The sequence below is a fragment of the Streptomyces sp. NPDC085460 genome (genome assembly GCF_044541975.1).
Taxonomy (GTDB): domain Bacteria; phylum Actinomycetota; class Actinomycetes; order Streptomycetales; family Streptomycetaceae; genus Streptomyces.
Genome location: NZ_JBITTO010000002.1, coordinates 382355 through 405179, shown reverse-complemented (window position 1 = coordinate 405179; position 22825 = coordinate 382355). Strand labels below are relative to the sequence as shown.

The following is a 22825-nucleotide window of genomic DNA, read 5'->3' as shown; positions in this document are numbered from 1 at the left end:
CGACCGGAGGTCAGGCTCCGGCGTCCGTGGCCTCCAGGCCGGCGAGCACGGCGAGCACCGCGCCGACCGCCCCGTCGTCGGCACCGCTCTCCTCGCCGGTTCCGGGGACGGCTCCGGCTTCGGCGTCGGCTCCGGCTCCGGCTCCGGCTCCGGCTCCGGCTCCGGCTCGGGCTCGGGCTCGGGCTGGCAGCGGTACGCCCGTCACGCGGCGGCCGGGGAGGAGTCGGGCCAACTCGGCGGCGAGGCTGTCCACATCCACCTCGCCGACCGCCCCGACCAGCGCGAACTGACGGTGTCGGCGTTCCGTCAGTGCGGCGGCCGCGACGGCGAGGTCCTCGTCCCCGAGGTAGACGAGATGGGCGTGCGCCCGGCGCGCGCCCGGCATCCGCACGAGCGAGGCCGCGAGCGCCGTACCCCGCTCCCCCACGGAGACCAGGCAGGTCGGTTCACCGCCGGGCGCCTCCGTCCCCGCCGTGGCCCCCGTCCCTTCCGGGGGTCCGTACGGCGGGTCGTCGAGGACCAGGGGGGACGGGCGGCCGTCGTCCGGCGGGCCGCCGGGGCGGCCGGCGGCGCCGGTCCAGGCGGTCACCTCCGCGCCGACCCGGATGTAGTGCGGGCGCCCGGTGCGGGCCGCCTCCCGGATCACCGCCCGGGTCTCCTCCTCTCCGCACGGGACGGCGAAGGAGATGTCCGGCAGCCCCCGCAGGACCGTCTCGGCCTCGTCCCACCGGGCGGCCGGGGTCACCACGGTGGCGCCGGCGGCCAGGAAGGCCCGGACGGCGCGGAGTTGTTCCATCGGACGGAAGCCCTGCCCGGGTCTGACGCAGACGAACTGCCGGAAGCCGGCGACGGCCAGCCCCCGCGCCATGCTGGCCATGGCCGCCTCGACACCGTTGAGGTCGAAGAAGCGGTCCGCGTGGGCGAGTTCGAAGGGATGCCCCCGGCCGTCGGCCTTCCCGGCCAGGCACACCACACGCCGGTCCCGCGCGGCGATCCTGGTCAGCTCGTCCACGTACGCCTCGCAGCCCGAGCGCCTCATGAGGCGCTCACGGGTCTTGGCTCGGGCGGGCAGGCGACCCGGGCACGCGGGACACCGGCCCGGGGAGCACCGGCCCTTGGGGAAGCGGCCCGGGGAGCGGGCGGGCGCTCCGGGAAGCGGACGGGGGTACGCGGTGGGGCGCCGCGCTCGGCGGTGCCACGAACGGCGGTGCCACGAACGGGGGTACCGCGCTCGGCGGTTCCACGGACGGCCGCGCCACGAACGGCGGCGCCACGAACGGCGGTGCGCCCGGCGCGGTCGCGGGCCCGGTCTAACCACGTGCCCTCCTCGTACCCGTACCGGGCGACGAAGCGAGCGGCGGATGCGGCGGAGCGGTGCATGTGAACCTCTTTCGTGGTTCGACGGGCGCCGGGATTCCGCCGGTGGATCCGGGCGGGCCATGACGCGACGGGGTACGGGGAAGCGCCGGGCACGGCACCACCGGCCGGGGCCGGACGGGCCGGACCGGCGCGGAGGTGCCGCCGAAGAGCGCAGCCCGGACGACATCGGGGCATCGGTACGGAAAAGTCCCGCGGACTCTGTCAGGTCGCCCCGCCCGCGCGGCCTCCCCTGGGCGGGTCACGGCGGGCGTGACCCGTCCCGGGACGACTGCGGCGAGCGCGGGAGGGCGGTGGCGGAGGTTCTGCCGGCGGGCGGGATCCGAAGGGATCCCGGGCCGGCCGGGCGGAGGCGGTGACGAACGGTGACGGCGCGGGCCGGCCCGCGCGGCCCGGTCAGGGCTCGGGGTTCCCGCAGATGACGGGCCGGGGAGCGGCGGGGACGGCGACGCGTCCCGGTCCGGCCCCGTCGGGGCGAGGACTCTCGTGTCCGTGCGCTCGCGCCATGTGACTACCCCCGTGTCGGTCCCGCGGCCCATGACAGCTGTGCCGCGGATGCCACCGTCCCGGACAAGTACGGAGAAGCCGCCCGGACGGCTGCGCAGATCATAGCCAACCCGCTTTCGGGCAGGCCGGTTTGTCGCCATGGTGAGACGGGCCCCGCCGCGCGGCGGGAGGGAGGCCGCGACGCAGCGACACATCGAGCCACAAGAGCCGCATAAGAGACAGATGGGGCGCTACCGTCACCCCCATGGCTGTCGAGACCTTCCTCCCGGACGACGACTGCGTGGCGCTCACGGGCTCCGGCGGCACCGCCCCCTCCCTCGCGCTGCTCGTCCGCCCCCGCTCCGCGCCCGAGGCCGCCCGCTCCGTGCTCGGCCGGGGCGCGCGCGGCGTCGTGGCCCGCGGTCGCGGCGGCGCCTGCGGCGACGCGGCGCAGAACGCCGGCGGGACCGTCCTCGATCTCACCGGGCTCGACCGGATCCAGGGCCTCGACCCGCGGGAGGGCGTGGTGGTGTGCGAGGCCGGAACCGGTCTCGACCGGCTCGCCCGCGCCCTGCTGCCGCACGGCTGGCAGCCTCCGCTCGACCTCGTCGCCGGCCCCCGTCCGGCCCGCCGCCGCGCGGGCACCGTCGGCGGCGCGATCTCCCGGGGCGACCTCACCGGCGCGGTCCGCTCGCTCGAACTCCTCACCGCCGACGGGGCCGTGACCACGGTGCGGCCCGGCGATCCGCTGTGCGACGCGACCACCGGCGGGCTCGGCCTCACCGGCGTGATCCTCTCCGTCGCCCTCGCCCTGCGGCCCGTCGAGACCGCCTACGTACGGGAGCGGTCCCTCCGGTTCCGCGACGCCGACGCCTTGCTCGCCCACTGGACCGGCGCCGACCCGCCCCGGGGGCGGCACGCGCGCGCGTGGGTCGAGCTGTCCGGCCGGGGCCGCGCCGTCCTGACGACCGCCGAGCCCGTCCCGTACGCCGGACTCCCCCGGGGCCACCGGGCCCGCCGCGCCCCGCTCGGCCTCCCGTCCGGTCGCGGCCCGGCGGGCGGGCTGCGGCCGCTGCCGGGGCTCACCCGCACCCGTCCGCTCACGCCGTACGGCCCCGGCGCGTCCGGCGGTCTCCCCGCGGCCCCCGGCTCCGCCCTCCTCCCCCGCTTCCTCGCCTCCCTCGGCCGCTCCGGCGTCGTGCCCGTCCCCGGGCTCCCCGGCCCCTTCGTGCGGTACCGCTGCGCCGTGCCGGAAGGACGGGAGGAGGCGCTGCGCGGGATCCTCGGGCTGCTCGCCCACCGGCGCTCGCCCGCCCGGGGCGCCCGGCACGCGCGCGTGGAGCGGGTGGACGCGGACGGGACGGGGCCGCTGGCGTTCCCGCTGCGCGGCTGGTGCCTGGAGCTCGACGTGCCGGCCGGAGCGCCGGGGCTCGGGCGGTTCCTCGACGTCCTGGACGAGAGGGTCACGGCGGCCGGCGGGCGGGTCTGCCTCGCCGAGGACGCCCGGCTGCGGCCCGCGCTCCTCCCCGTGATGTATCCGCGGCTCGACGCCTTCCGCGAGCTGCGGGCCTCGGCCGATCCGCGGTCCGTCTTCCGCTCGGACCTCTCCCGCCGCCTCGGCCTCTGACACCGTTCCAACCGTTCAGGAGTGATCAGGAGTGATGTCGTGAAGGACGCCTTCGGTGCCCCTCAGTCCCTGCTGCTGCTCGGCGGCACGTCCGCCATCGGGCTCGCCACCGCGCGCCGGCTGATCGCCCGGCGCACCCGGACGGTCTGGCTGGCCGGCCGCCCCTCGCCCGAACTGGCCGCGGCGGCCGCATCGCTGCGGGCCCTGGGGGCGGAGGTGCGGGTGGTGCCGTTCGACGCGCTGGACACCGACGCGCACGCGGAACGGCTCGGGAAGGTCTTCGCCGAGGGCGACGTCGATCTGGTGCTGCTGGCCTTCGGGGTCCTCGGCGACCAGGCGCGCGACGAGTCGGACCCGGCGGCGGCGGTGCGGGTCGCGCAGACCAACTACACGGGCGCCGTCTCGGCGTCGCTGGTGTGCGCGGGCGCCCTCCAGGCGCAGGGGCACGGCTCGCTGGTGGTGCTGTCGTCGGTGGCGGGCGAGCGGGGCCGGCGGGCCGACTTCATCTACGGCTCGTCGAAGGCCGGGCTCGACGTCTTCGCGCAGGGGCTGGGGGACGCGCTGCACGGGACGGGGGTGCACGTGATGGTGGTGCGGCCCGGTTTCGTGCGCTCGGCGAGGACGGCGGGCCGGCCGGAGGCGCCGCTGGCGACGACGCCGGAGGCGGTGGCGGGCGCGATCGAACTGGGGCTGCGGCGCCGCTCGGAGACCGTGTGGGTACCGGGCCCGCTCCGCCTGGTGGCGTCGGCGCTCCGGCACGTACCGCGCCCGCTGCACCGGCGGCTCCCGGTGTGAGCCGCCGGCGGTCCCGGCGGTCCGGAGGCCGCCCTAGGACGTCGAGCGGACCGGCGTGCCGCCCTGGGCGGGGACGGCGGAGATGGGGCGCCCGCTGCCGAACTCGTAGTCGTACAGCTTGCGCCACACGCCGTCCGCGCCCTGTTCGTAGAGGGCGAAGGAGGAGCAGGTCCAGGCGGCCTCGTAGCCGGCGAGTTCCTCGTAGGCCCGGTCCATCGCCTCCTCGGCGATGCCGTGGGCGACGGTGACGTGCGGGTGGTACGGGAACTGGAGCTCGCGGACGAGCGGGCCGGCCTCCTCGCGGAGGCGGGCCTGGAGCCGGTCGCAGCCCGCGACGCCCTCGGCGAGGGTGACGAAGACCACCGGTGACAGCGGGCGGAAGGTGCCGGTGCCGCTCAGCCGGATCTCGAAGGGGAGCCAGTCGGCGGCGACGCCGGTGAGGTGCGCCTCGATCTCCGGCAGCCGGTCCTGGTCGACCTCGGTGGGCGGGACGAGGGTGACGTGGGTGGGGATGGCGTGCGCGGCGGGGTCGCCGAAGCCCGCGCGCCGCTCCTGGAGCAGGCTGCCGTGAGGCTCCGGGACCGCGATCGAAACGCCGAGCGTTACGGTCCCCACGTCGTTCTCCTCCGTCGTGTCGGTCGGGTCGGTGTACGGGTCCGGTGTACGGGTCGTGTACGGCCCGGTGTGCGGTGGTGCAGCGCCAGTGTGCGGCCTGCACCACCCTCATGGCCAGGGTCCTCGGACCCTGCGCCGCGTCCGTGCCGCGCCGGTGCTCGCGCGGTGCTTCCGGCGCTGCCGCCGGGAGTGCTCCGCGCGGCTTCCGTCAGTGCTTCGCGGGCAGGAAGCCGATCCGCTCGTACGTCGCGGCCAGCGTCTCGGCGGCGACCGCGCGGGCCTTCTCGGCGCCCGTCGCCAGGATCGAGTCCAGCGTCTCCGGGTCGTCCAGGTATTCCTGGACGCGGGTCCGGAAGGGCGTGACGAAGTCCACGACGACCTCGGCGAGGTCGGTCTTGAGGGCGCCGTACATCTTGCCCTCGTAGCTCTGCTCCAGCTCCGCCACGCCGGTCCCGGTGAGGGTGGCCATGATCGTGAGGAGGTTGGAGACGCCCGCCTTGTTCTCCGGGTCGAAGCGGATCACCGTGTCCGTGTCGGTGACGGCGCTCTTGACCTTCTTGGCGGTGACCTTGGGGTCGTCGAGGAGGTTGATGAGGCCCTTCGGCGTGGACGCCGACTTGCTCATCTTGATCGACGGGTCCTGGAGGTCGTAGATCTTCCCGGTCTCCTTGAGGATGTACGGCGCCGGGATGGTGAACGTCTCGCCGAAGCGGCCGTTGAAGCGCTCGGCGAGGTCGCGGGTCAGCTCGATGTGCTGGCGCTGGTCCTCGCCGACCGGGACCTGGTCGGCCTGGTAGAGCAGGATGTCGGCGACCTGGAGGATCGGGTAGGTGAAGAGGCCGACGGTGGCGCGGTCGGCGCCCTGCTTGGCGGACTTGTCCTTGAACTGGGTCATGCGGGACGCCTCGCCGAAGCCGGTGAGGCAGTTCATGACCCAGCCGAGCTGAGCGTGCTCGGGGACGTGGCTCTGGACGAAGAGGGTGCAGCGCTCCGGGTCGAGGCCGGCGGCGAGGAGCTGCGCGGCGGCGAGGCGGGTGTTGGCCCGCAGCTCGGCGGGGTCCTGCGGCACGGTGATCGCGTGCAGGTCGACGACCATGTAGAACGCGTCGTGCGACTCCTGGAGGGCGACCCACTGGCGGACGGCGCCGAGGTAGTTGCCGAGGTGGAACGAGCCCGAGGTGGGCTGGATCCCGGAGAGCACGCGGGGAGCATCAGAGGCCATGCACATCATTCTCTCAGGTGTGGGAACCGATCCCGGACTTCCGGTGTACCAAGAGTGTGAGGACACGGGAGGGGGGCTCGGCCGTCGTCGACGAGAGCGCCGTGATCGCCCGGGTGCGCGCCGGAGAGCCGGAGGCGTACGCGGAGCTGGTCCGCGCTCACACGGCGGTGGCGCTGCGGGCGGCGGTGGCGTGCGGGGCGGGTGCGGAGGCGGAGGACGTGGTGCAGGCGGCGTTCTTCAAGGCGTACCGCTCGCTGGGGAGTTTCCGTGAGGGGTCGTCCTTCCGACCGTGGCTGCTGAGCATCGTGGCCAATGAGACGAGGAACACACTGCGCTCGGCGGGCCGGCAGCGGGCCGTGGCCGGGCGGGAGGCGGAGCTGCTGGCGGGCGAGCCGCTGATACCGGAGTCGGCGGATCCGGCGGTGGCGGCGGTGGACGGCGAGCGGCGGCGCCGGCTGTGGGCCGCGCTGGACGGGCTGGCGGAGGAGCACCGGAGGGTGGTGGTGCACCGCTATCTGCTGGAGCTGGACGAGGCGGAGACGGCCGAGGCGCTGGGGTGGCCGCGGGGGACGGTGAAGTCGCGGCTGAGCCGGGCGCTGAAGAAGCTGGGGCTCGCGCTGGGGGCGCCGGCGGCGAGCGGGGCGGGAGGGCCCGGAAGGGCCGACGGGGCCGGAGAGGCGAAGGGAGGTGGGGAGCGTGCGTGAGGAGGAGCGGCCCGGGGGGCTGCCGGAGGAGCTGCGGGAGCTCGGGCGGTCGCTGCGGGTGCCGGACGTGGACGGCGAGTCGATGGCCGAGCGGGTGCTGGCCCGGCTCCTCGCCGAGCACGTGCCGGTGCCGGTGGTGGAGCCGGATCCCGGGCCGGTGGAGCCGGCCGGGCGGTGGGGGTGGCTGCGGCGGCGGTGGCGGGCGCTGCTCGCGGCGCTCTCCGGGGTGCTGGTGGTCGCGGTGCTGACGCCGCCGGTGCGGGCGGCCGTGGTGGAGTGGCTCGGGGTGGGCGGGGTCGCGGTGGAGTACGCGCCGGGGGCGCCGCCGGTGGAGGCGGCCGGGGTGCCGGGGTGCCCGGATCCGGTGTCGCCGGCGGAGGCGGCCCGGCGGGCGGGGTTCGCGCCGCTGCTGCCGGAGCCGGCGGGGGCCGCGCCGGTGGTGTCGGTGGCGGGGTCGGGGCCGCGGCTGGTGGTCGGCGTGTGCTGGCGGACGGCGGACGGGGTGGCGGTGCGGCTCGACCAGTTCCCGGCGCGGCTCGATCCGGCCTTCGAGAAGACGGTGCGGGAGGCGCCCGAGCCCGCGGTGCTGCCGGACGGGACGCGGGCGTACTGGTTCGCGGAGCCGCACCGGCTCGCGGTGCCGCTGGCGGCGGCGGACGGCGCGGTGTGGAGCCATGAGGTGCGGGCGGCGGGCCCGACGCTGCTGTGGGTCCGCCCGTCGGCGGGGCTGACGCTGCGCCTGGAGGGCATACCGGACCGGGCGGAGGCGCTGCGGGTCGCGGCCTCCGTCCGGTAGCGGCGGCCTCTGCGCCGGGGCGGGCGCGGCTCACCCGGGAGCCGGTTCCCGTACGCCGGGCCACGCGCGGCTCGCCCCTGCGCCGGCCCACGCGCGGCTCGCCCGGGGGGCCGGTTTCCCGTACGCCGGGCGCCGCGTGTGCGCGCGGATCGGCGGGCGCGCCGTCTCCCGAGGTTTCTTCGTCCGGGATGCGAGCGACGATAAGAAGGGGCCACCATCCACCCCGCCCGCAGGACGATCGGAGATCCCGTGTCGAGAACGCAAGACGAGATCGCTGCCTCGGACGCGCACAGCGCCCACAACTACCACCCCCTGCCCGTCGTCGTCGCCTCCGCGGAGGGGGCCTGGATGACGGACGTCGAGGGGCGCCGGTTCCTGGACATGCTCGCCGGCTACTCGGCGCTGAACTTCGGGCACGGCAACCGCCGGCTGATCGAGGCGGCGAAGGCCCAGCTGGAGCGGGTGACGCTGACCTCGCGGGCCTTCCACCACGACCGCTTCGCCGAGTTCTGCGCCCGCCTCGCGGAGCTGTGCGGCAAGGAGACCGTGCTGCCGATGAACACCGGGGCGGAGGCGGTCGAGACGGCCGTGAAGACGGCCCGGAAGTGGGGGTACGAGGTGAAGGGCGTGCCGGACGGGCACGCGAAGATCGTGGTCGCGGCGAACAACTTCCACGGGCGGACGACGACGATCGTGTCGTTCTCCACGGACCACGAGGCCCGCGACCACTTCGGTCCGTACACCCCCGGGTTCGAGATCGTGCCGTACGGCGACCTGACGGCGCTGGAGGCGGCGGTCACCGAGAACACGGTGGCGGTGCTGCTCGAACCGATCCAGGGCGAGGCGGGTGTCCTGGTCCCGCCGGACGGCTATCTGCGCGGGGTGCGGGAGCTGACGACCCGGCGGAACGTGCTGTTCATGGCGGACGAGATCCAGTCCGGTCTGGGCCGGACGGGCCGGACCTTCGCCTGCGAGCACGAGGGCGTGGTGCCGGACGTGTACCTCCTGGGCAAGGCGCTCGGCGGCGGTGTGGTCCCGGTGTCGGCGGTGGTCGCGGACGCCGACGTGCTGGGGGTGTTCCGGCCGGGCGAGCACGGTTCGACCTTCGGCGGGAACCCGCTGGCCTGCGCGGTGGCGCTGGAGGTGATCGCGATGCTGCGGACCGGCGAGTACCAGGAACGGGCCGCGGAGCTGGGCGAGCACCTGCACGCGGAGCTGGGGCTGCTGGTCGGCGGCGGCGCGGTGGAGGCGGTGCGGGGCCGCGGGCTGTGGGCCGGCGTGGACATCGCCCCGGCGCGCGGCACGGGCCGGGAGATCTCGGAGCGGCTGATGGAGCGGGGGGTGCTGGTGAAGGACACCCACGGGTCGACGATCCGCATCGCGCCGCCGCTGGTGATCTCGAAGGAGGATCTGGACTGGGGTCTGGAGCAGCTGCGGGCGGTGCTGTCGGACTGAGCGGGTCCGGTTCCGGGGCGGCGGGCGGGCCCGCCGCCCCGGCCAACGGGAAGCATTGACACCGGAGTTGGTCTAGGCCAATGATGCGGCCATGCCGAGACTCCGTCTGCGCCGCGCGCTGCGTGGCGCGCTCGCCGCCTTCGTCCCGCTCGCCCTGCTCGGGGCCGTCGGCGGCCCCGCGCACGCCGCTCCGCAGGCGGCCTGGCCCGAGCCCGCGCCCGTCGTCTCCCGGGTGGAGACCACGGACCCGGTCGTCTTCATCACCATCGACGACGGCTGGTTCCACGACCCCGCCGCCGCGCGGCTGCTGCTGGACCGCCGGGTGCCCGCCTCGCTCTTCCTGCTCCCGGGGGCGTACTCGTACGACTCCGAGTACTTCCACCGGCTGCTCGACCACGGGCGGGTGCGGGTCGAGAACCACACCGTCGGCCACCCGGACCTCACGACGCTCGACGCGGCCGGCCAGAAGGCCGAGGTCTGCGGCGCGCGGGACGCGCACCTCGCGGAGTTCGGCGACGGGCCGCGGCTGCTGCGCCCGCCGTACGGGGTGTTCGACGCCACCACCCGGAGCACCGCCCGCGCCTGCGGGGCGAAGGCCGTGGTGACGTGGACGTACGACCTGACGACCTGGGGCCAGTGGACCCCGCCGTCGCCGGACCTGAAGGCCGGCGACATCATCCTGCTGCACTTCAACGAGACGCTGGAGCAGGACCTGGAGCGGGCCCTCGCCCTCGCCGACGCGGCCGGCCTGAAGCCGGCCCCGCTGCGGGAGTACGTACCGGAGTAGCGGTCAGAGGATGACGTGCGGGAGGAAGCGGGCGTACTCGTCGGTGACGGGGCCCGCCGACTCCCGGATGCCGAGCCCCGCGGCCTCGTCCTCGACGACCCACGCGCCGAGCAGCGTGCGGTTGCCGTCGAAGTCGGGGAGCGGGGCGAGCCCCTGGTAGCAGCAGGGCTCGTCGCGGACGACGACCTCGCTGCCGGGCTCGTGCAGCGTGACGCCCGCGCCCTCCCTGCCGAGCAGCGGCTTGGCCGCCCAGCCGGTGGTGGAGGCCAGCTCGCGCGGCCCGTCGAGATAGGCGGGCAGCAGGTTGGGGTGGCCGGGGTAGAGCTCCCAGAGGATGGCGAGCAGCGCCTTGTTGGAGAGCAGCATCTTCCAGGCGGGCTCGATCCAGCAGGTGGTGCCGGAGCCGCCGCCGTTGTCCAGGGTGGACAGGACGTGCTTCCCGAAGCGGTCGGTGACCAGCCACTCCCACGGGTAGAGCTTGAAGCAGCTGCGGATGAACCGCAGCTTCTCGTCGACGAAGCGGCGGGAGAGCCGGTCCCAGCCGATGCGCTCCACGGACAGCGCCTCGGTGGCGAGGCCGGCCTGTTCGGCGGTCTCGCGCAGGTACGCGACCGTCATCAGGTCCTCGCCGAGCTCGTCGGTCTCGGAGTGGGCGAAGTGGACGGGTCCTGGCGGCAGCAGCGGCGCCTGCCGCTTCCAGGCGTCCACCAGGCGCTCGTGGAGCGAGTTCCACTGGTCCGCGCCGGGGAAGCGCTCCTCCATCCAGAACCACTGCGGGCTCGCCGCCTCCACCAGGGAGGTGGGGGTGTCCGCGTTGTACTCCAGCATCTTCGCCGGGCCGGTGCCGTCGTAGACGAGGTCGAAGCGGGCGTAGAGGGAGGGCAGTTCGGCACGGCGGCGCCAGGACTCGGCGACCCGTCCGGCGACCCTCGGATCGGTGATCCCGAGGTCGGCGAAACGATCCCGCTCGACGATGTGCGCGGCCGCCGCGAGGCACATGGCGTGCAGCTCCTCGACGACCTCCTCCAGCGCCTCGACCTCGGGCAGCGTGAAGGAGTAGTACGCGCTCTCGTCCCAGTACGGGCGCAGCGAACCGTCCGGGTAGCGGGTCAGCGGATAGACGAGCCCCTGCTCCTCGACCGTCTCCTGCCAGCCCGGACGGGGCTCGATGGTGTGCCGTTCCATGGTGCCGGTCCGCCCGTCTCAGCCGCCGCTCGACCCGGAGGACGAGCAGCCGAAGCCGCCGGTGTCGACGGCCTTCCGGTCGAAGCTGCCGCCGGACACGCGCGCGTTGCTGACCGAGCCGCCGTAGTAGTAGGCGCCGCGGACGGGCGTGCCGTCGTCATCGTCGTCGTCGGAGCCGCCGGTCTCGCACCGGTAGCCCGGCAGCTCCTCCAGCGTCACCGGGTCCGCGCACCGGCGGTCGGGTTCGGCGCCGCAGGCGGTGATCGTCGCCGCGAGCACGCCCATACCGCCGAGCACCACCGTGCTCGACCTGAGCCTCCGCATGTCCCTCGCCCTCCCCTTCGCGTGGCCGCGCACCGTCGTGTGCGCGTGGCACGTCCGCGCGGCCGTTCGTATGACCGCGAGCCTCGCGACCGCACAGTGTAGGCCGCCGCTTTCCGGCCTCGTCACCTAGAGTCACTTTGTGCTCTTCGGGATGGTTTGCGCTCTCGGTTCGGCGCTGTGCTTCGGCGCGGCCACCGTCTTCCAGGCCGCCGCGGCCCGCGCGGCCGCGCCGGGGACGGGCAGCGGCGTCGACGTCGGGCTGCTGTGGCGGGCGCTGCGGCAGTGGCGGTACGTGGTCGGCCTCGCCCTCGACGGGCTCGGCTTCCTCCTGGAGGTCGTGGCCCTGCGCACCCTCCCCCTGTACGCGGTCGGCGCGGCGCTCGCCGCGAGCCTCGCCGTCACGGCGGCGCTGGCCTCCCGGATGCTCGGGACGCGGCTCAGCCGGGTCGAGTGGGGCGCGGTGGCGGCGGTCTGCGCGGGCCTCGCCCTGCTGGCGCTCGCGGCGGGCCGGGAGGGCCACCGGCCCGGTCCTCCGTGGCTGCCCTGGGCGCTGCTGGGGATCGCGGCGGGGGTGCTGCTGCTCGGCGCGGCGGCCGGGCGGCTGCCGGACCGGCCCCGGGCGCTGGTCCTCGGCCTCGGCTCGGGGATCGGCTTCGGGGTGGTCGAGGTGGCGGTACGGCTCCTGGACGGCGTCGACCTCGGCGACCCGGCGCTGTGGGCGCTGCTGCTCGGCGGCGGGGCGGCGTTCCTGCTGCTGACCTCGGCGTTCCAGCGGGGCGCGGTGACGACGGCGACGGCGGGCATGGTCCTGGGCGAGACGCTGGGCCCCGCGGCGGCGGGGGTCGGCTGGCTCGGCGACCGCACCCGCGAGGGCCTCGGCGGCCTGGCCGCCACCGGCTTCGCCCTGGCCGTGGCGGCCTCCCTCACCCTGGCCCGCTTCGGCGAACCGCCCCCGCCCGCCCCGGAACAGGCCCCGCCGCCCGCGGGGCCCGGGGAGAAGCCCGCCGCCCCGGAGTGACCCCCGGGCCGGCGCGGAGCGGCCCCGCCCCTGAGCGCCCCTCAGGCCGGTGTGGAGCGAGCCTTCAGGTACTGCTCGAAGGTGACCCGGCCGGTGGCGTGGCCGGGTGCCAGATGGCCGCCGGCGCGGAAGGCGCGGTAGGTCCGGCCGGCCAGCGGGACGGGCAGCAGACGGCGGCGGCGGCCCGTGGCGGCGAGGTGGGCACGGGCCAGCTCGGCGAGCGTACGGACCTCGGGGCCGCCCATGTCGGGGACGCGGCCCGCGGGGTCTCCGGCCGCGAGCGCGGCCAGCCGCTCGGCGACCTCGGTCACCTCCACCGGCTGGTCCGAGACACCGGCGGGCAGCGGCAGCACCAGCGGGACCTTCCCGGCGGCCGCCAGGACCCGCTCCACCAGGTCGTGGAACTGGGTGGCCCGCAGCACGGTCCAGCCGATCCCGGACGCCTCGACCAGCCGCTCCACCGCGTACTTGGCGCGGTAGTAGCCGAGCGGCACCCGGTCGACGCCGACGATCGAGATGTAGACGAGGTGCCGGACCCCGGCGCGGCGGGCCGCCGCGATCAGCGTGCGGGCCGCCTCCTCGTCGCCGCCGCGCGGGGAGGAGGCGCAGTGGACGACGGTGTCGACGCCCGCCAGGGCCTCGTCGAGACCGGCGCCGCTCCGCAGGTCCACCGGGTACCGCGGCGAGCGGCGGCTCAGCTCGCGCACCTCGTGCCCGGCCGCCGCGAGCCGGGCGCACAGCGGCCGGCCGAGGGTGCCGGTGGCCCCCGTCACCAGGATCGTCCTCGTCTCCGTCGTCATCTCCGGGGTTCTCCTTCCCGACGCGGGCGCTCCCCGTGGAGCGCCGCTCACCCCCCTGTGACCGACGGGACCGCGCGGATGTGACAGCCTCAGCGAGCGGCTTCCGGGCGCGCGGCGAACTGCCGGGACACAAAGCCGAGCTTGTCCGGGTTCATCACCATCCGCACGTCGGTGACCCGGCCGTCCGCGCCGAGCTCCACCGCGGCGACGCCGATGACCCGCGCGCCCACGTGCAGGACGACACCGGGCGCGCCGTTGACCTCCGCGACGGTGAGCGCCGCGCCCGCCTCCTGGCGGCCCGCGACGCCCGCGAGGAAGCGCAGGACGTGGTCGCGGCCCCGGACGGGCCGGAGCGCCGACCTGACCTTGCCGCCGCCGTCGCCCCACCAGACGACGTCCCGCGCGAGGACCCTCTCCAGGCCCGCGAGGTCGCCGTCGCGGGCGGCGGAGACGAAGGACTCGACGAGTTCCCGCCGCCGCTCCGGCGCGGGCGGCTCGAAGCGGGCGGCGGCTCGGTCGTCGCCCGGTTCCGCGACGCGGCGGGCGGCCCGCCCGTACAGCTGGCGGCAGTTGGCCTCGCCGAGGTCGAGGACGCCGGCGAGCTCCCGGTAGGGGTAGCCGAACGCCTCGCGGAGCACGTACACCGCGCGTTCGGCGGGGGTGAGCCGTTCCAGGAGCAGGAGCATCGCCATGGAGACGTCGTCGTGCCGCTCGGCGGACTCCAGCGGTCCCGTGCCGGGCGGGCCGAGCGGGCCGCGCCCGTCCGTGAGCACCGGCTCCGGCAGCCAGGTCCCCGTGTACCGCTCGCGGGTGGCTCGGGCGGAGGTGAGCCGGTTGAGGCAGAGGTGGGTGACGACCCGGGTGAGCCAGGCGGCCGGACGGACGAGGGACGGCCGGTCGGCGCCGCTCCACCGCAGATAGGCGTCCTGGACGGTGTCCTCGGCCTCCTCGGCGGACCCGAGCATGCGGTAGGCGAGCCCGAAGAGCCGCGGCCGGTACGCGGTGAACTCCCGCGCCGCGGCCTCCGCGGCGGCCTTCGCGTCGGGCTCCGCGTCGGGGTCGGGGCGGTCGTCCGGGGTGGGGTGGTCGTCCGGGGTAGGGCGGTCGTCCGGGGTGGGGTGCGACGTCACGTCCCCACCCTCTCAGAGGCTCCGCCGTCCTCCCCGAGGCCCTCCAGGACCCGGCAGAGGGCCTGGAGGGCGCCCTGCCAGCCGCTGTCCGGCGGGGTGCCGTAGCCGACGACGAGGCCCTCAAGGCGGCCGGAGGCGTCCGGCTGGCGGAACTGGCCCAGGCCCTGCACGGCGAGGCCGTGCCACGCGGCGGAGCGGAGCGCCGCCCGCTCGGTGCCGGGCGGCAGCGCCAGCACCGCGTGCAGGCCGGCCGCGATCCCGCCGACCCGGATGCCGGGCGCGTGCGCGGCGAGCGCGGCGACGAGCTGGTCGCGGCGGTGCCGGTAGCGCAGCCGCATGCCCCGTACGTGCCGGTCGTGCGCCCCCGAGGCGAGGAACTCCGCGAAGGCGAGCTGGTCGGGGGTGCCGCACATCCAGTCCACGACCTCCCCCTTCGCGGCGGCCACCTCGTCCACCAGACCCTCCGGCAGCACCATCCAGGCGAGCCGCAGCCCCGGGGCGAGGGACTTGCTGGCGGTGCCGAGGTAGACGACCCGCTCGGGGTCGAGGCCCTGGAGGGCGCCGACCGGCTGCCGGTCGTAGCGGAACTCGCCGTCGTAGTCGTCCTCCAGGACGAACCCGCCGGTCGCCCGCGCCCAGTCGACGACCGCCGCCCGCCGGTCGGGCGGCAGCGCCCCGCCGAGCGGGAACTGGTGGGCGGCGGTCAGGAGCACCGCGCCGGGCTCCCGCCCGCCCGTCCCCGTCAGCGTGTCGACGCGGGTGCCGCGTGCGTCGAAGGGCAGCGCGGGCGTGTCGAGACCGGCGTTGCGCAGCAGCTTCGCGTACAGGCCGAGCCCGTACGACTCCACCGCCACGGCCCGCGTGCCGCGCGCCCGCAGGACCTGGCCGAGGAGCATCAGGCCGTGCGCGAACCCCGCGCAGATCACGATCCGTTCGGGCCGGGCGTGCACCCCGCGGGCGCGCGCCAGGTACTCGGCGAGGACGGTGCGCAGTTCGGCGCGGCCGCGCGGATCGCCGTACCCGAACGCCTCGTTGGGGGCGGCGGTCAGGGCCTTCCGGTACGCCCTGAGCCATTCGGCGCGCGGGAAGGAGGCGAGGTCCGGGGTGCCGCTGCGGAGGTCGTACGCGGGGGTGGGCGCCGCCCGCCGGGAGGTGCGCACGACCGGTCCCGCGGACGGCTGCCACGGGGTACCGCCGGGCGCGGGGCCCGCCGGGGCCGCGCGGGGGGCCGCGGGCTCCGGGGCCGGCCGGGGCTCGGCGCGGCGGGCGACCCGGGTACCGGAGCCCTGGCGGGCCGTGAGCCAGCCCTCGGCGACCAGCTCGGCGTACGCGTCGGCGACGGTGTTCCGGGCGACGCCGAGGTCCGCCGCGAGCTGGCGCGAGGACGGCAGCCGGCTCCCCGGCGCCAGGCGCCCGCCGCGCACCGCCTCGCGCAGGGCGTCCATGAGGCCGGCCCGCAGCCGGGTGCCCCGCAGGTCGAGATGGAGGTCGGCGCCAAAAGTGGCCCAGTCGTTCCGCATGGGAATGGACCATAGCGGCATGCCATCCGCTCCGTACGGTGGCTCCATGACGACCACCACGGAGCACTCCCCCGCCCAGCCCCTCGCCCACCAGCACACCCCGCGCATGCCGTTCTTCGAGCTGGCGCCCGACTTCTACAAGGCGATGAGCCGCCTGGAGAAGGAGGCCGCCGCGGGCGTGGACCCGGTCCTCTACCACCTGATCAAGATCCGCGCGTCGCAGATCAACCACTGCGCCTTCTGCCTCGACATGCACGCCAAGGACGCGCTCGCCGAGGGCGAGACCGTGGAGCGGATCGTCCAGCTCGCCGCCTGGCAGGAGTCCCGGCACTTCTACACGGAGCGGGAGCTGGCCGCGATCGCGCTCACCGAGGCGGTCACCGTGCTGACCGACGGCTTCGTCCCCGACGAGGTGTACGCGGCGGCGGCCGAGCACTTCGACGAGGCGGAGCTGGCCCGGGTGATCGGCGCGATCGTCGTCATCAACTCCTGGAACCGCATCGCCGTCACCACCCGCATGGTCCCGGGCAGCTACACGCCGGCGCGCTGACCGCGCCCGGAAACGGGTGGAGCCCCCGGTCCGAGGACCAGGGGCTCCGTCACGCGTTCAGCCGCGAGGGCTCAGATCAGGCCGAGCTCGCGCACCGCGTCGCGCTCCTCCGACAGCTCCTGGACGGAGGCGTCGATGCGGGCGCGGGAGAAGTCGTTGATCTCCAGGCCCTGGACGATCTCGTACGTGCCGTCCTTGCAGGTGACGGGGAAGGAGGAGATCAGGCCCTCCGGGACGCCGTAGGAGCCGTCCGACGGGACGCCCATGGAGGTCCAGTCGCCCTCGGCGGTGCCGTTGACCCACGTGTACACGTGGTCGATGGCGGCGTTCGCGGCCGAGGCGGCGGAGGAGGCGCCACGGGCGTCGATGATCGCGGCGCCGCGCTTGGCGACGGTCGGGATGAAGGTGTCGGCCAGCCACGCCTCGTCGTTCACGACGTCGGCGGCGTTCTTGCCGGCGATCTCCGCGTGGAAGATGTCCGGGTACTGGGTCGCGGAGTGGTTGCCCCAGATGGTGAGGCGCTTGATGTCCGTGACCGAGGAGCCGGTCTTCTGGGCCAGCTGCGTCAGCGCGCGGTTGTGGTCCAGGCGGGTCATCGCGGTGAAGCGCTCGGCCGGGACGCCCTTGGCGGCGGACTGGGCGATGAGGGCGTTGGTGTTGGCCGGGTTGCCGACGACGAGGACCTTGATGTCGTCCGCGGCGTGCGCGGCGATGGCCTCGCCCTGCGGCTTGAAGATGCCGCCGTTGGCGGCGAGCAGGTCGCCGCGCTCCATGCCCGGACCGCGCGGGCGGGCGCCGACGAGCAGGCCGATGTTCGCGCCCTCGAAGCCCTTGTTCGGGTCGTCGAAGATGTCGATGCCCTTGAGCAGCGGGAACGCGCAGTCGTCGAGCTCCATGGCGGTGCCCTCGGCGGCCTTGACGCCCTGCGGGATCTCGAGGAGGCGCAGCTTGACCGGCACGTCCGCGCCGAGCAGGTGGCCGGAGGCGATGCGGAAGAGCAGCGCGTAGCCGATCTGGCCGGCCGCGCCGGTCACGGTGACATTCACGGGAGTGCGGGTCATGGCGATCTCCGTAAGACAGCTGGCGGTGGGGTTCCCTTGCCCCTGAGGCTGGATATCGCTCCCTGATCGATCGATGTCTCGATGTGAAGAGATATCCGGCGGTCAGGCTATCGGACGACGGCCCCTGTGCACCCCCACCCCCTTGTGGTGCGGCTCACCTCGTGGCTCGTTTCACTCTCCGGTGCAGCCGTCGCCGGTGCCGTCCCCGACTCGGGCGCAGGCGCGCGCGGCGGTCGGCGAGCCGACCGGGATCATCGCGGTGTAGGCGTCGGTGTCGCCGCCGGCGGGGACGTTGGCGACCTGGATGGCGGTGCCGGCCTGGACGCTGACCTCGTCCCCCGCGGCGGCCTCGCTGATCCGGGCCCAGGCGGCGGCGCAGACGGCGCTGTGCCGGACCTCGACGAGGGCGCCGCCGACGCGGGTGCGGGCGACGGTGGTGGCGAGCGGGCCGCCGCATCCCATGGTCTCGGGGTCCTCGCCGCCGCAGTCGGCGCCCGTGCACCGGACGCCGTCGGGGAGGCTGGGGGTGGGCGTCGGGGTGGTGGTGGCGGAGGGGGCCGGGGCGGCGGCGGGCGGCGCGTCGGAGCCGCCGAGGTCGACGAGGAGGACGGCGGCGGTGACGACAAGCGCCGCGCCGACGATGCCGGCGACGTAGAGCAGCGGCGAGGCCCGCCGGGCCTTGCGCGGGGCGACGGGTTCGGGCGCGGGGGCGGGGGCGGCGGCCGGGGCGGGCGCGGGGATCGGCGGCACGGGCCGGATGCGCATGGTGCCGTCGGCACGCGCGTCCTGCGGCACGGCCACGACCGGCCACCCGCCCCGCGCGCCCTCCGGGGCGCCGGCCCCCTCACGTACGGCACCGGGAAGGACGGGAGCGACCGGCCACCCGCCGCGTGCGTCCTCCGGGGCGTCCGCCCCGCCCCGTACGCCCTCCGGGGCGCCGGTCGCGTCCCGTACGCCCTCCGGGGCGCGAGCCCCGTCGCGTACGCCACCGGGGGCGTCCGTCGCGTCCGGTGCGTCCTGGGGTGACGGCTGCTCCGGTACGGCGCGGGCGCGGAGGGCGCGCTTCCAGGCGCGGTCCGCGTGCTCCCACTGGGCGGTGAGGGGGCCGAGGTCGGCGCCGGTGATGTCGGAGAGCGCGACGACGGCGCTCCTCGGCACGGGCCGGCGGGCGTGGAGGTAGGCGTCCCAGTCGGCCCGGTCGTGCCCGGTGCGCTCGGCGACGGCGACGACGCCGAGGCCGCTGCGGTCGATGACCAGCCGCAGCCGGTCGGTGAACGTCCGCACGTCCGGATCGACTTCGTCGGACAGCGACTTCCACGCCGACATGTGCGCCCCCTTGTCCCCTGCCGTCTCCGGCCGTCCCCGGCCGTCGGCCGTCCCTGTTCCCCCGAAGGATGGCAGCTCCGGCGGGAGAGCGGGACCCCGGCCCCGGGCGGCGGATGTACCGGAATGGTCACCTCCGTGCCACAGCGGGCGGCGCGAACTTGCCCTTCGTTGGCGCGTACATGACCCTTGATCACGGACGGCGCCCGCCCTCCCACGGGGGAGAGGGCGGGCGCCGTCGCACACACGACCGGGCGCGCGTCAGGTCACCGTCAGGTGGAGGATGTCCTCCAGGAACGGGATCTTCAGCCAGGGCTTCGGCTGCACCATGAGCGCGAGCAGCACGATCAGCGAGCCCATCACGCCGTACGTGATCATGTCGGTGAACCGCGAGCGGACCGCGAGCATGCCCACCGAGGGCAGCACCCGGCGCAGCACCATGCCCATCAGCAGCGCGGCGCCGACCATCATCGTCCCGATCCGGAAGGACTGGAAGAAGGGGTCCGTCCCCACCACGAGCAGTCCCAGCGCCGCCGTGCCGAGCACGAGGAGCAGCGGCCACTGGCGGGCGGGCGCGGGGGCGGCGCCGCCCGCCGCCCGGCCGCCGCCCTCGGGCCGCGCGGTGTCGGTGGTGACGGTCGGCGGCCGACGTGAACCCCGTACCCGGCGGATCTTCGACACCCGGCCGCGCGGCAGCTCCCGCGGGCCGTCCGGGCCCGCGGGGGAAACCGGGCTCCCCGGGGTCATCTCAGAGCGCCGCGGCCGCGCGCTCCGCGGCCTCGACGACGTTCACGAGCAGCTGCGCGCGGGTCATCGGGCCCACGCCGCCGGGGTTCGGGGAGATCCAGCCGGCCACCTCTGCGACGTCCGGGTGCACGTCGCCGAGGATCTTGCCCTCGGCGTTGCGCGAGACGCCGACGTCGAGGACGGCCGCGCCCGGCTTCACGTCCTCCGGCTTGATCAGGTGCGGCACACCGGCGGCGGCCACGATGATGTCGGCGTTCCGCAGGTGCGACGAGAGGTCGCGGGTGCCGGTGTGGCACTGCGTCACGGTGGCGTTCTCGGAGCGGCGGGTCAGGATGAGCGGCATCGGGCGCCCGATGGTGACACCGCGGCCGACGACCACGACCTCGGCGCCGTTGATCTCCACGCCGTGGGCGCGGAGCAGCGTGATGACGCCGTTCGGCGTGCAGGGCAGCGGGGCGGGCTCGTTGAGGACGAGCCGGCCGAGGTTGGTCGGGTGGAGGCCGTCGGCGTCCTTCGCCGGGTCCATCAGCTCCAGGATGCGGTTCTCGTCGATGCCCTTCGGCAGCGGCAGCTGGACGATGTAACCGGTGCACTCCGGGTCCTCGTTGAGCTCCCGGACGACCGCCTCGATCTCCTCCTGCGTGGCGGTCGCGGGGAGGTGGCGCTGGATGGAGGCGATGCCGACCTGCGCGCAGTCGCGGTGCTTGCCCGCGACGTACTTCTGGCTGGCCGGGTCGTCGCCGACCAGGACGGTGCCGAGACCGGGCGTGACGCCCTGCTCCTTGAGGGCCGCCACACGGACGGTCAGGTCGGACTTGATCGCGGCCGCGGTGGCCTTGCCATCGAGAATCTGGGCGCTCATGGGGACATCCTCGCGGATGACCCCCGCCTTCTCCCAATTCGGTCCGCCCCGGCCGCCGGCGGCGCTCGGCGGAGGGTCGCAACCCGCCGTCGGCGGCGCTCGGCGGAGGGTTGCAACCGCACAACTCCGGTGCGTACCGACTGGACAACACCTCGGAGCTCCGACGACGATGACCAGCGCAGTGCCGCGGAAAGTGCCGGGGGGAATCCGCTCACACGCCGTGAAACTTCCTCCTCGCGGGCCGCGTCCGTCCCCGCACGAGAACGTCACGGAGGAAAACCCCGATGAGCTTCGGCGAACCGAACAACCCCTACGGCCAGCAGCCGCAGGGTCAGCCGGGCTACGGCTACCCGCAGGCCCCGCAGGGCGTCCCGCAGCAGGGCGCCTACGGCTACCCGGCCGCCCCGCCCGCCTCGCCGTACGGCGCGTACCCGGCCGGCGCCCCGTACGGCATGCCGATGGCCATGCCGGGCAGCGTCAAGACGGCCCGCGTGCTGCTCTGGATCATGAGCATCCTCCAGATCATCGTGGGCGTTCTCGTCGCGGTCGGGGGCAGCGTCCTGGTGAACGAGGTGGACGGCGGCGCCAACTCCTCCGCCGCCGACGCGGTGACCGGCCTGTTCATCGCGCTGGGCGCGCTGATCGTCGCCTTCGGCGTCTGGGGTGTCGTCATAGCCGCCCGGTGCGGCAAGGGCGGCAACGGCATCCGGATCTCCGGCATCGTCTACGGCGCGCTGCTCACCGCGGGCTGCCTGACGAACCTGGGCTCGGCCGAGGGTTCGGGCCGGAGCGGCGCCATCGTCGGCATCGCCCTGAGCGTCCTGATCATCGTCTTCCTCTCGAAGGCGGACGCCGGCGCCTGGTTCAAGCGCCCCCGCTACTGATCCCCGCGCGCACGCCGAAGGGGCCCGGTTCTCCCTGGAACCGGGCCCCTTCGGCGTACCCCTGCCTACTTCTTCCGCAGCACCGCGAAGCCGTCCGAGCGGTGCACGATCTCGTACGCCGCCTCCGGGTGCAGCTGCGCGGCCGTCGCCGCCGGGTCCGAGGTCTGGCCGGACCAGCCGCGCAGGTCGAGCGCGAGGTAGTCGGGGGTCGCGCCCTTCGAGGTGCCGACCCAGTAGACCGTGTGGTCCGCGGTGAGGTGGGCGAGGAGCGGTACGTCGGCCTCCACGCTGGCGCCCGCCGGGACCGCCGCGACGGCCGCGCGGGCCTGCTCGGCGCGGGCGTCGGCGGCGTAGGTCTCGGACTTCAGCAGGTCCCGCAGCGGGAGGTTGGCGGCGAGGACGAGCGCGACGGCCGTGGCGGCGGCGACGGCGACCTTCCCGTACGCGGCGAGCCAGGGCCGCGGCGAGGTGCGGACCGCGCGGACGCCGTCGACCAGGGCCAGGAAGACGACCGGCATCAGGACGGCGCTGTAGTGCCAGTGCATGCCCCAGTGGTTGGCGTCCTGGGAGACGAAGCGCCAGCCGAGCGTGGGCAGGACGAGCAGCACCAGCGGGGAGCGCAGCGCGAGGAAGCCGGTGATCGCGAGGAGGTAGAGGACCATCTCCCAGCGCTCGCCGGAGGTGAGGGCGGAGCTGATGACCTGGCCGAGGGAGGTGTCGGCGCCCGCGCCGGTCTTCTCGATCTTCGCCCAGTAGTCGTACTGGCCGAGCTTGCTGGCGGCCGGGATGAGGACGAGGACGGTCAGCGCGAAGAAGGCGGCGCCGAAGGCGGCGAGGGCGGCGCCGAGCTTCCTCTGGCCCTTGAGGGCGAGGACGACGCCGACCATGGCGACGGTGAGCCCCATGTCCTCCTTGACCAGGACCAGCGGCGCGGCCCAGGCCGCCGCCGCGGTCCAGCGGCCGAGGAGCAGGGCGCGGCAGACCAGGGCGAGCAGCGGGACGGCGAAGGCGATCTCGTGGAAGTCGGACTTCACCGCCTCCTGGAGGCCCCAGGAGAGGCCGTACGCGACGGTGAGCGCGATGCCGGCGGCCCGGCTGCCGAGGATCTGCTGGGTGGTGCGGCCGACGATCACGGCCGAGCCCGCGAAGAGCGCGGCCTGCGCGAAGAGCAGCGAGACCGGTGAGGGCCAGAGCCAGTAGAGCGGGGCGAGGAGCGCCGTCACCGGGCTGAAGTGGTCGCCGAGTATCGGGAAGCCGGGGCCCTTGATGTCGGCGACGGGGACCCTGAGCTCGGCGTAGGAGCGGACGGACTGCCCGAAGATGCCGAGGTCCCAGGACGGGGTGCGGAAGTGGTCGTACTGCACCCAGGAGTAGAGGAAGTACAGGCCGGTGAGGACGACCGCGATCAGTACGTAGGGGAGGTACGGGACGGGCGCGGCGGCGGTGTCCCCGACGGGCCGCTCGTCGGCGGGGTCCGCCGGCGGTCTGTTCAGTACGTCCAACACCACGTCTCCACTACTGCCGGCCGGGCCAGGGCCCGTCCATTAGACCAGAGAC

22 protein-coding genes are annotated in these 22825 nt (G+C 75.3%); 9 read left to right on the top strand and 13 right to left on the bottom strand.

Annotated elements, in window-relative coordinates; all coding sequences use genetic code 11:
• Positions 1-10: 10 nt before the first annotated feature.
• Entirely contained in the window at positions 11-1039 is a 1029-nt protein-coding gene (locus tag ACIGHB_RS06100; protein WP_399909881.1) for a hypothetical protein, read from the bottom strand.
• Positions 1040-2128: 1089 nt separating this feature from the next.
• Between ACIGHB_RS06100 and ACIGHB_RS06095 the strand changes: the two genes are divergently transcribed.
• Positions 2129-3490 carry an FAD-binding protein gene (locus tag ACIGHB_RS06095; RefSeq protein WP_399909877.1) on the top strand — a complete coding sequence of 454 codons (1362 nt, stop codon included), beginning with the start codon at positions 2129-2131 and terminating at the stop codon, positions 3488-3490.
• A gap of 39 nt (positions 3491-3529) precedes the next feature.
• The gene (locus ACIGHB_RS06090; protein ID WP_360312649.1) at positions 3530-4285 is read left to right on the top strand and encodes a decaprenylphospho-beta-D-erythro-pentofuranosid-2-ulose 2-reductase; all 756 of its coding nucleotides are present in this window, start codon (positions 3530-3532) and stop codon (positions 4283-4285) included.
• 33 nt (positions 4286-4318) lie between these two features.
• Here the strand turns inward: ACIGHB_RS06090 and ACIGHB_RS06085 are convergent, their stop codons facing one another.
• Complete coding sequence (locus ACIGHB_RS06085; RefSeq protein WP_399909875.1) at positions 4319-4900, bottom strand: 2'-5' RNA ligase family protein; 582 nt, start codon at positions 4898-4900, stop codon at positions 4319-4321.
• A 208-nt stretch (positions 4901-5108) separates the two neighbouring features.
• Positions 5109-6122: a tryptophan--tRNA ligase gene (gene trpS / locus ACIGHB_RS06080; protein WP_360312605.1), complete on the bottom strand. Its 1014-nt coding sequence runs from the start codon at positions 6120-6122 to the stop codon at positions 5109-5111.
• Positions 6123-6178: 56 nt separating this feature from the next.
• Here trpS and ACIGHB_RS06075 point away from each other — a divergent pair, with 56 nt between their 5' ends.
• The 4 genes from ACIGHB_RS06075 to ACIGHB_RS06060 all read left to right on the top strand — a co-directional run bounded on the left by ACIGHB_RS06075 (position 6179) and on the right by ACIGHB_RS06060 (position 9864).
• Entirely contained in the window at positions 6179-6826 is a 648-nt protein-coding gene (locus tag ACIGHB_RS06075; protein ID WP_399909872.1) for an RNA polymerase sigma factor, read from the top strand.
• Positions 6819-7622, top strand: coding sequence for a hypothetical protein (locus ACIGHB_RS06070; RefSeq protein ID WP_399909870.1), 804 nt, complete (start codon positions 6819-6821; stop codon positions 7620-7622). Before ACIGHB_RS06075 ends, ACIGHB_RS06070 begins: the two co-directional genes overlap by 8 nt.
• A 249-nt stretch (positions 7623-7871) precedes the next feature.
• Positions 7872-9077, top strand: coding sequence for an ornithine--oxo-acid transaminase (rocD, locus tag ACIGHB_RS06065; RefSeq protein WP_399909867.1), 1206 nt, complete (start codon positions 7872-7874; stop codon positions 9075-9077).
• A gap of 91 nt (positions 9078-9168) precedes the next feature.
• Entirely contained in the window at positions 9169-9864 is a 696-nt protein-coding gene (locus ACIGHB_RS06060; RefSeq protein ID WP_399909864.1) for a polysaccharide deacetylase family protein, read from the top strand.
• A 3-nt stretch (positions 9865-9867) separates the two neighbouring features.
• Here ACIGHB_RS06060 and ACIGHB_RS06055 read toward each other — a convergent pair whose 3' ends face one another.
• Both ACIGHB_RS06055 and ACIGHB_RS06050 read right to left on the bottom strand, forming a co-directional pair.
• Positions 9868-11049, bottom strand: a complete 1182-nt coding sequence (locus tag ACIGHB_RS06055) for a glutathionylspermidine synthase family protein (RefSeq protein ID WP_360312615.1) — start codon at positions 11047-11049, stop codon at positions 9868-9870.
• A gap of 18 nt (positions 11050-11067) precedes the next feature.
• The gene (locus ACIGHB_RS06050; protein WP_360312617.1) at positions 11068-11373 is read right to left on the bottom strand and encodes a hypothetical protein; all 306 of its coding nucleotides are present in this window, start codon (positions 11371-11373) and stop codon (positions 11068-11070) included.
• A gap of 151 nt (positions 11374-11524) precedes the next feature.
• Here ACIGHB_RS06050 and ACIGHB_RS06045 point away from each other — a divergent pair, with 151 nt between their 5' ends.
• A complete protein-coding gene (locus tag ACIGHB_RS06045) occupies positions 11525-12391 on the top strand; it encodes a hypothetical protein (protein ID WP_399909859.1) in 867 nt (288 codons plus the stop codon).
• A gap of 41 nt (positions 12392-12432) precedes the next feature.
• On the opposite strand, the gene ACIGHB_RS06040 is transcribed toward ACIGHB_RS06045, so the two are convergent.
• The 3 genes from ACIGHB_RS06040 to ACIGHB_RS06030 form a co-directional block, all read right to left on the bottom strand.
• On the bottom strand, positions 12433-13191 hold the full coding sequence (locus ACIGHB_RS06040; RefSeq protein ID WP_360312621.1) for an NAD(P)H-binding protein: 759 nt from the start codon (positions 13189-13191) through the stop codon (positions 12433-12435).
• Positions 13192-13280: 89 nt separating this feature from the next.
• Positions 13281-14321 carry an RNA polymerase sigma factor SigJ gene (sigJ, locus tag ACIGHB_RS06035; RefSeq protein ID WP_399909856.1) on the bottom strand — a complete coding sequence of 347 codons (1041 nt, stop codon included), beginning with the start codon at positions 14319-14321 and terminating at the stop codon, positions 13281-13283.
• A complete protein-coding gene (locus ACIGHB_RS06030) occupies positions 14318-15841 on the bottom strand; it encodes a PLP-dependent aminotransferase family protein (RefSeq protein ID WP_399909853.1) in 1524 nt (507 codons plus the stop codon). Before ACIGHB_RS06030 ends, sigJ begins: the two co-directional genes overlap by 4 nt.
• 46 nt (positions 15842-15887) lie before the next feature.
• Between ACIGHB_RS06030 and ACIGHB_RS06025 the strand changes: the two genes are divergently transcribed.
• A complete protein-coding gene (locus tag ACIGHB_RS06025; protein ID WP_399909850.1) occupies positions 15888-16391 on the top strand; it encodes a carboxymuconolactone decarboxylase family protein in 504 nt (167 codons plus the stop codon).
• A 71-nt stretch (positions 16392-16462) separates the two neighbouring features.
• On the opposite strand, the gene ACIGHB_RS06020 is transcribed toward ACIGHB_RS06025, so the two are convergent.
• The 4 genes from ACIGHB_RS06020 to ACIGHB_RS06005 all read right to left on the bottom strand — a co-directional run bounded on the left by ACIGHB_RS06020 (position 16463) and on the right by ACIGHB_RS06005 (position 20384).
• Complete coding sequence (locus ACIGHB_RS06020) at positions 16463-17452, bottom strand: malate dehydrogenase (protein WP_360312629.1); 990 nt, start codon at positions 17450-17452, stop codon at positions 16463-16465.
• A gap of 171 nt (positions 17453-17623) precedes the next feature.
• Positions 17624-18778, bottom strand: a complete 1155-nt coding sequence (locus tag ACIGHB_RS06015) for a DUF2690 domain-containing protein (protein WP_399909846.1) — start codon at positions 18776-18778, stop codon at positions 17624-17626.
• 258 nt (positions 18779-19036) lie between these two features.
• A complete protein-coding gene (locus ACIGHB_RS06010) occupies positions 19037-19522 on the bottom strand; it encodes a DUF3017 domain-containing protein (RefSeq protein WP_360312633.1) in 486 nt (161 codons plus the stop codon).
• A 1-nt stretch (position 19523) separates the two neighbouring features.
• Positions 19524-20384, bottom strand: coding sequence for a bifunctional methylenetetrahydrofolate dehydrogenase/methenyltetrahydrofolate cyclohydrolase (locus ACIGHB_RS06005; protein ID WP_360312635.1), 861 nt, complete (start codon positions 20382-20384; stop codon positions 19524-19526).
• Positions 20385-20668: 284 nt separating this feature from the next.
• On the opposite strand from ACIGHB_RS06005, the gene ACIGHB_RS06000 reads away from it, so the two are divergent.
• The gene (locus ACIGHB_RS06000; protein ID WP_360312637.1) at positions 20669-21268 is read left to right on the top strand and encodes a hypothetical protein; all 600 of its coding nucleotides are present in this window, start codon (positions 20669-20671) and stop codon (positions 21266-21268) included.
• Between the two features lie 65 nt (positions 21269-21333).
• On the opposite strand, the gene ACIGHB_RS05995 is transcribed toward ACIGHB_RS06000, so the two are convergent.
• Complete coding sequence (locus tag ACIGHB_RS05995; protein ID WP_399909841.1) at positions 21334-22773, bottom strand: DUF2079 domain-containing protein; 1440 nt, start codon at positions 22771-22773, stop codon at positions 21334-21336.
• Positions 22774-22825 lie beyond the last annotated feature (52 nt).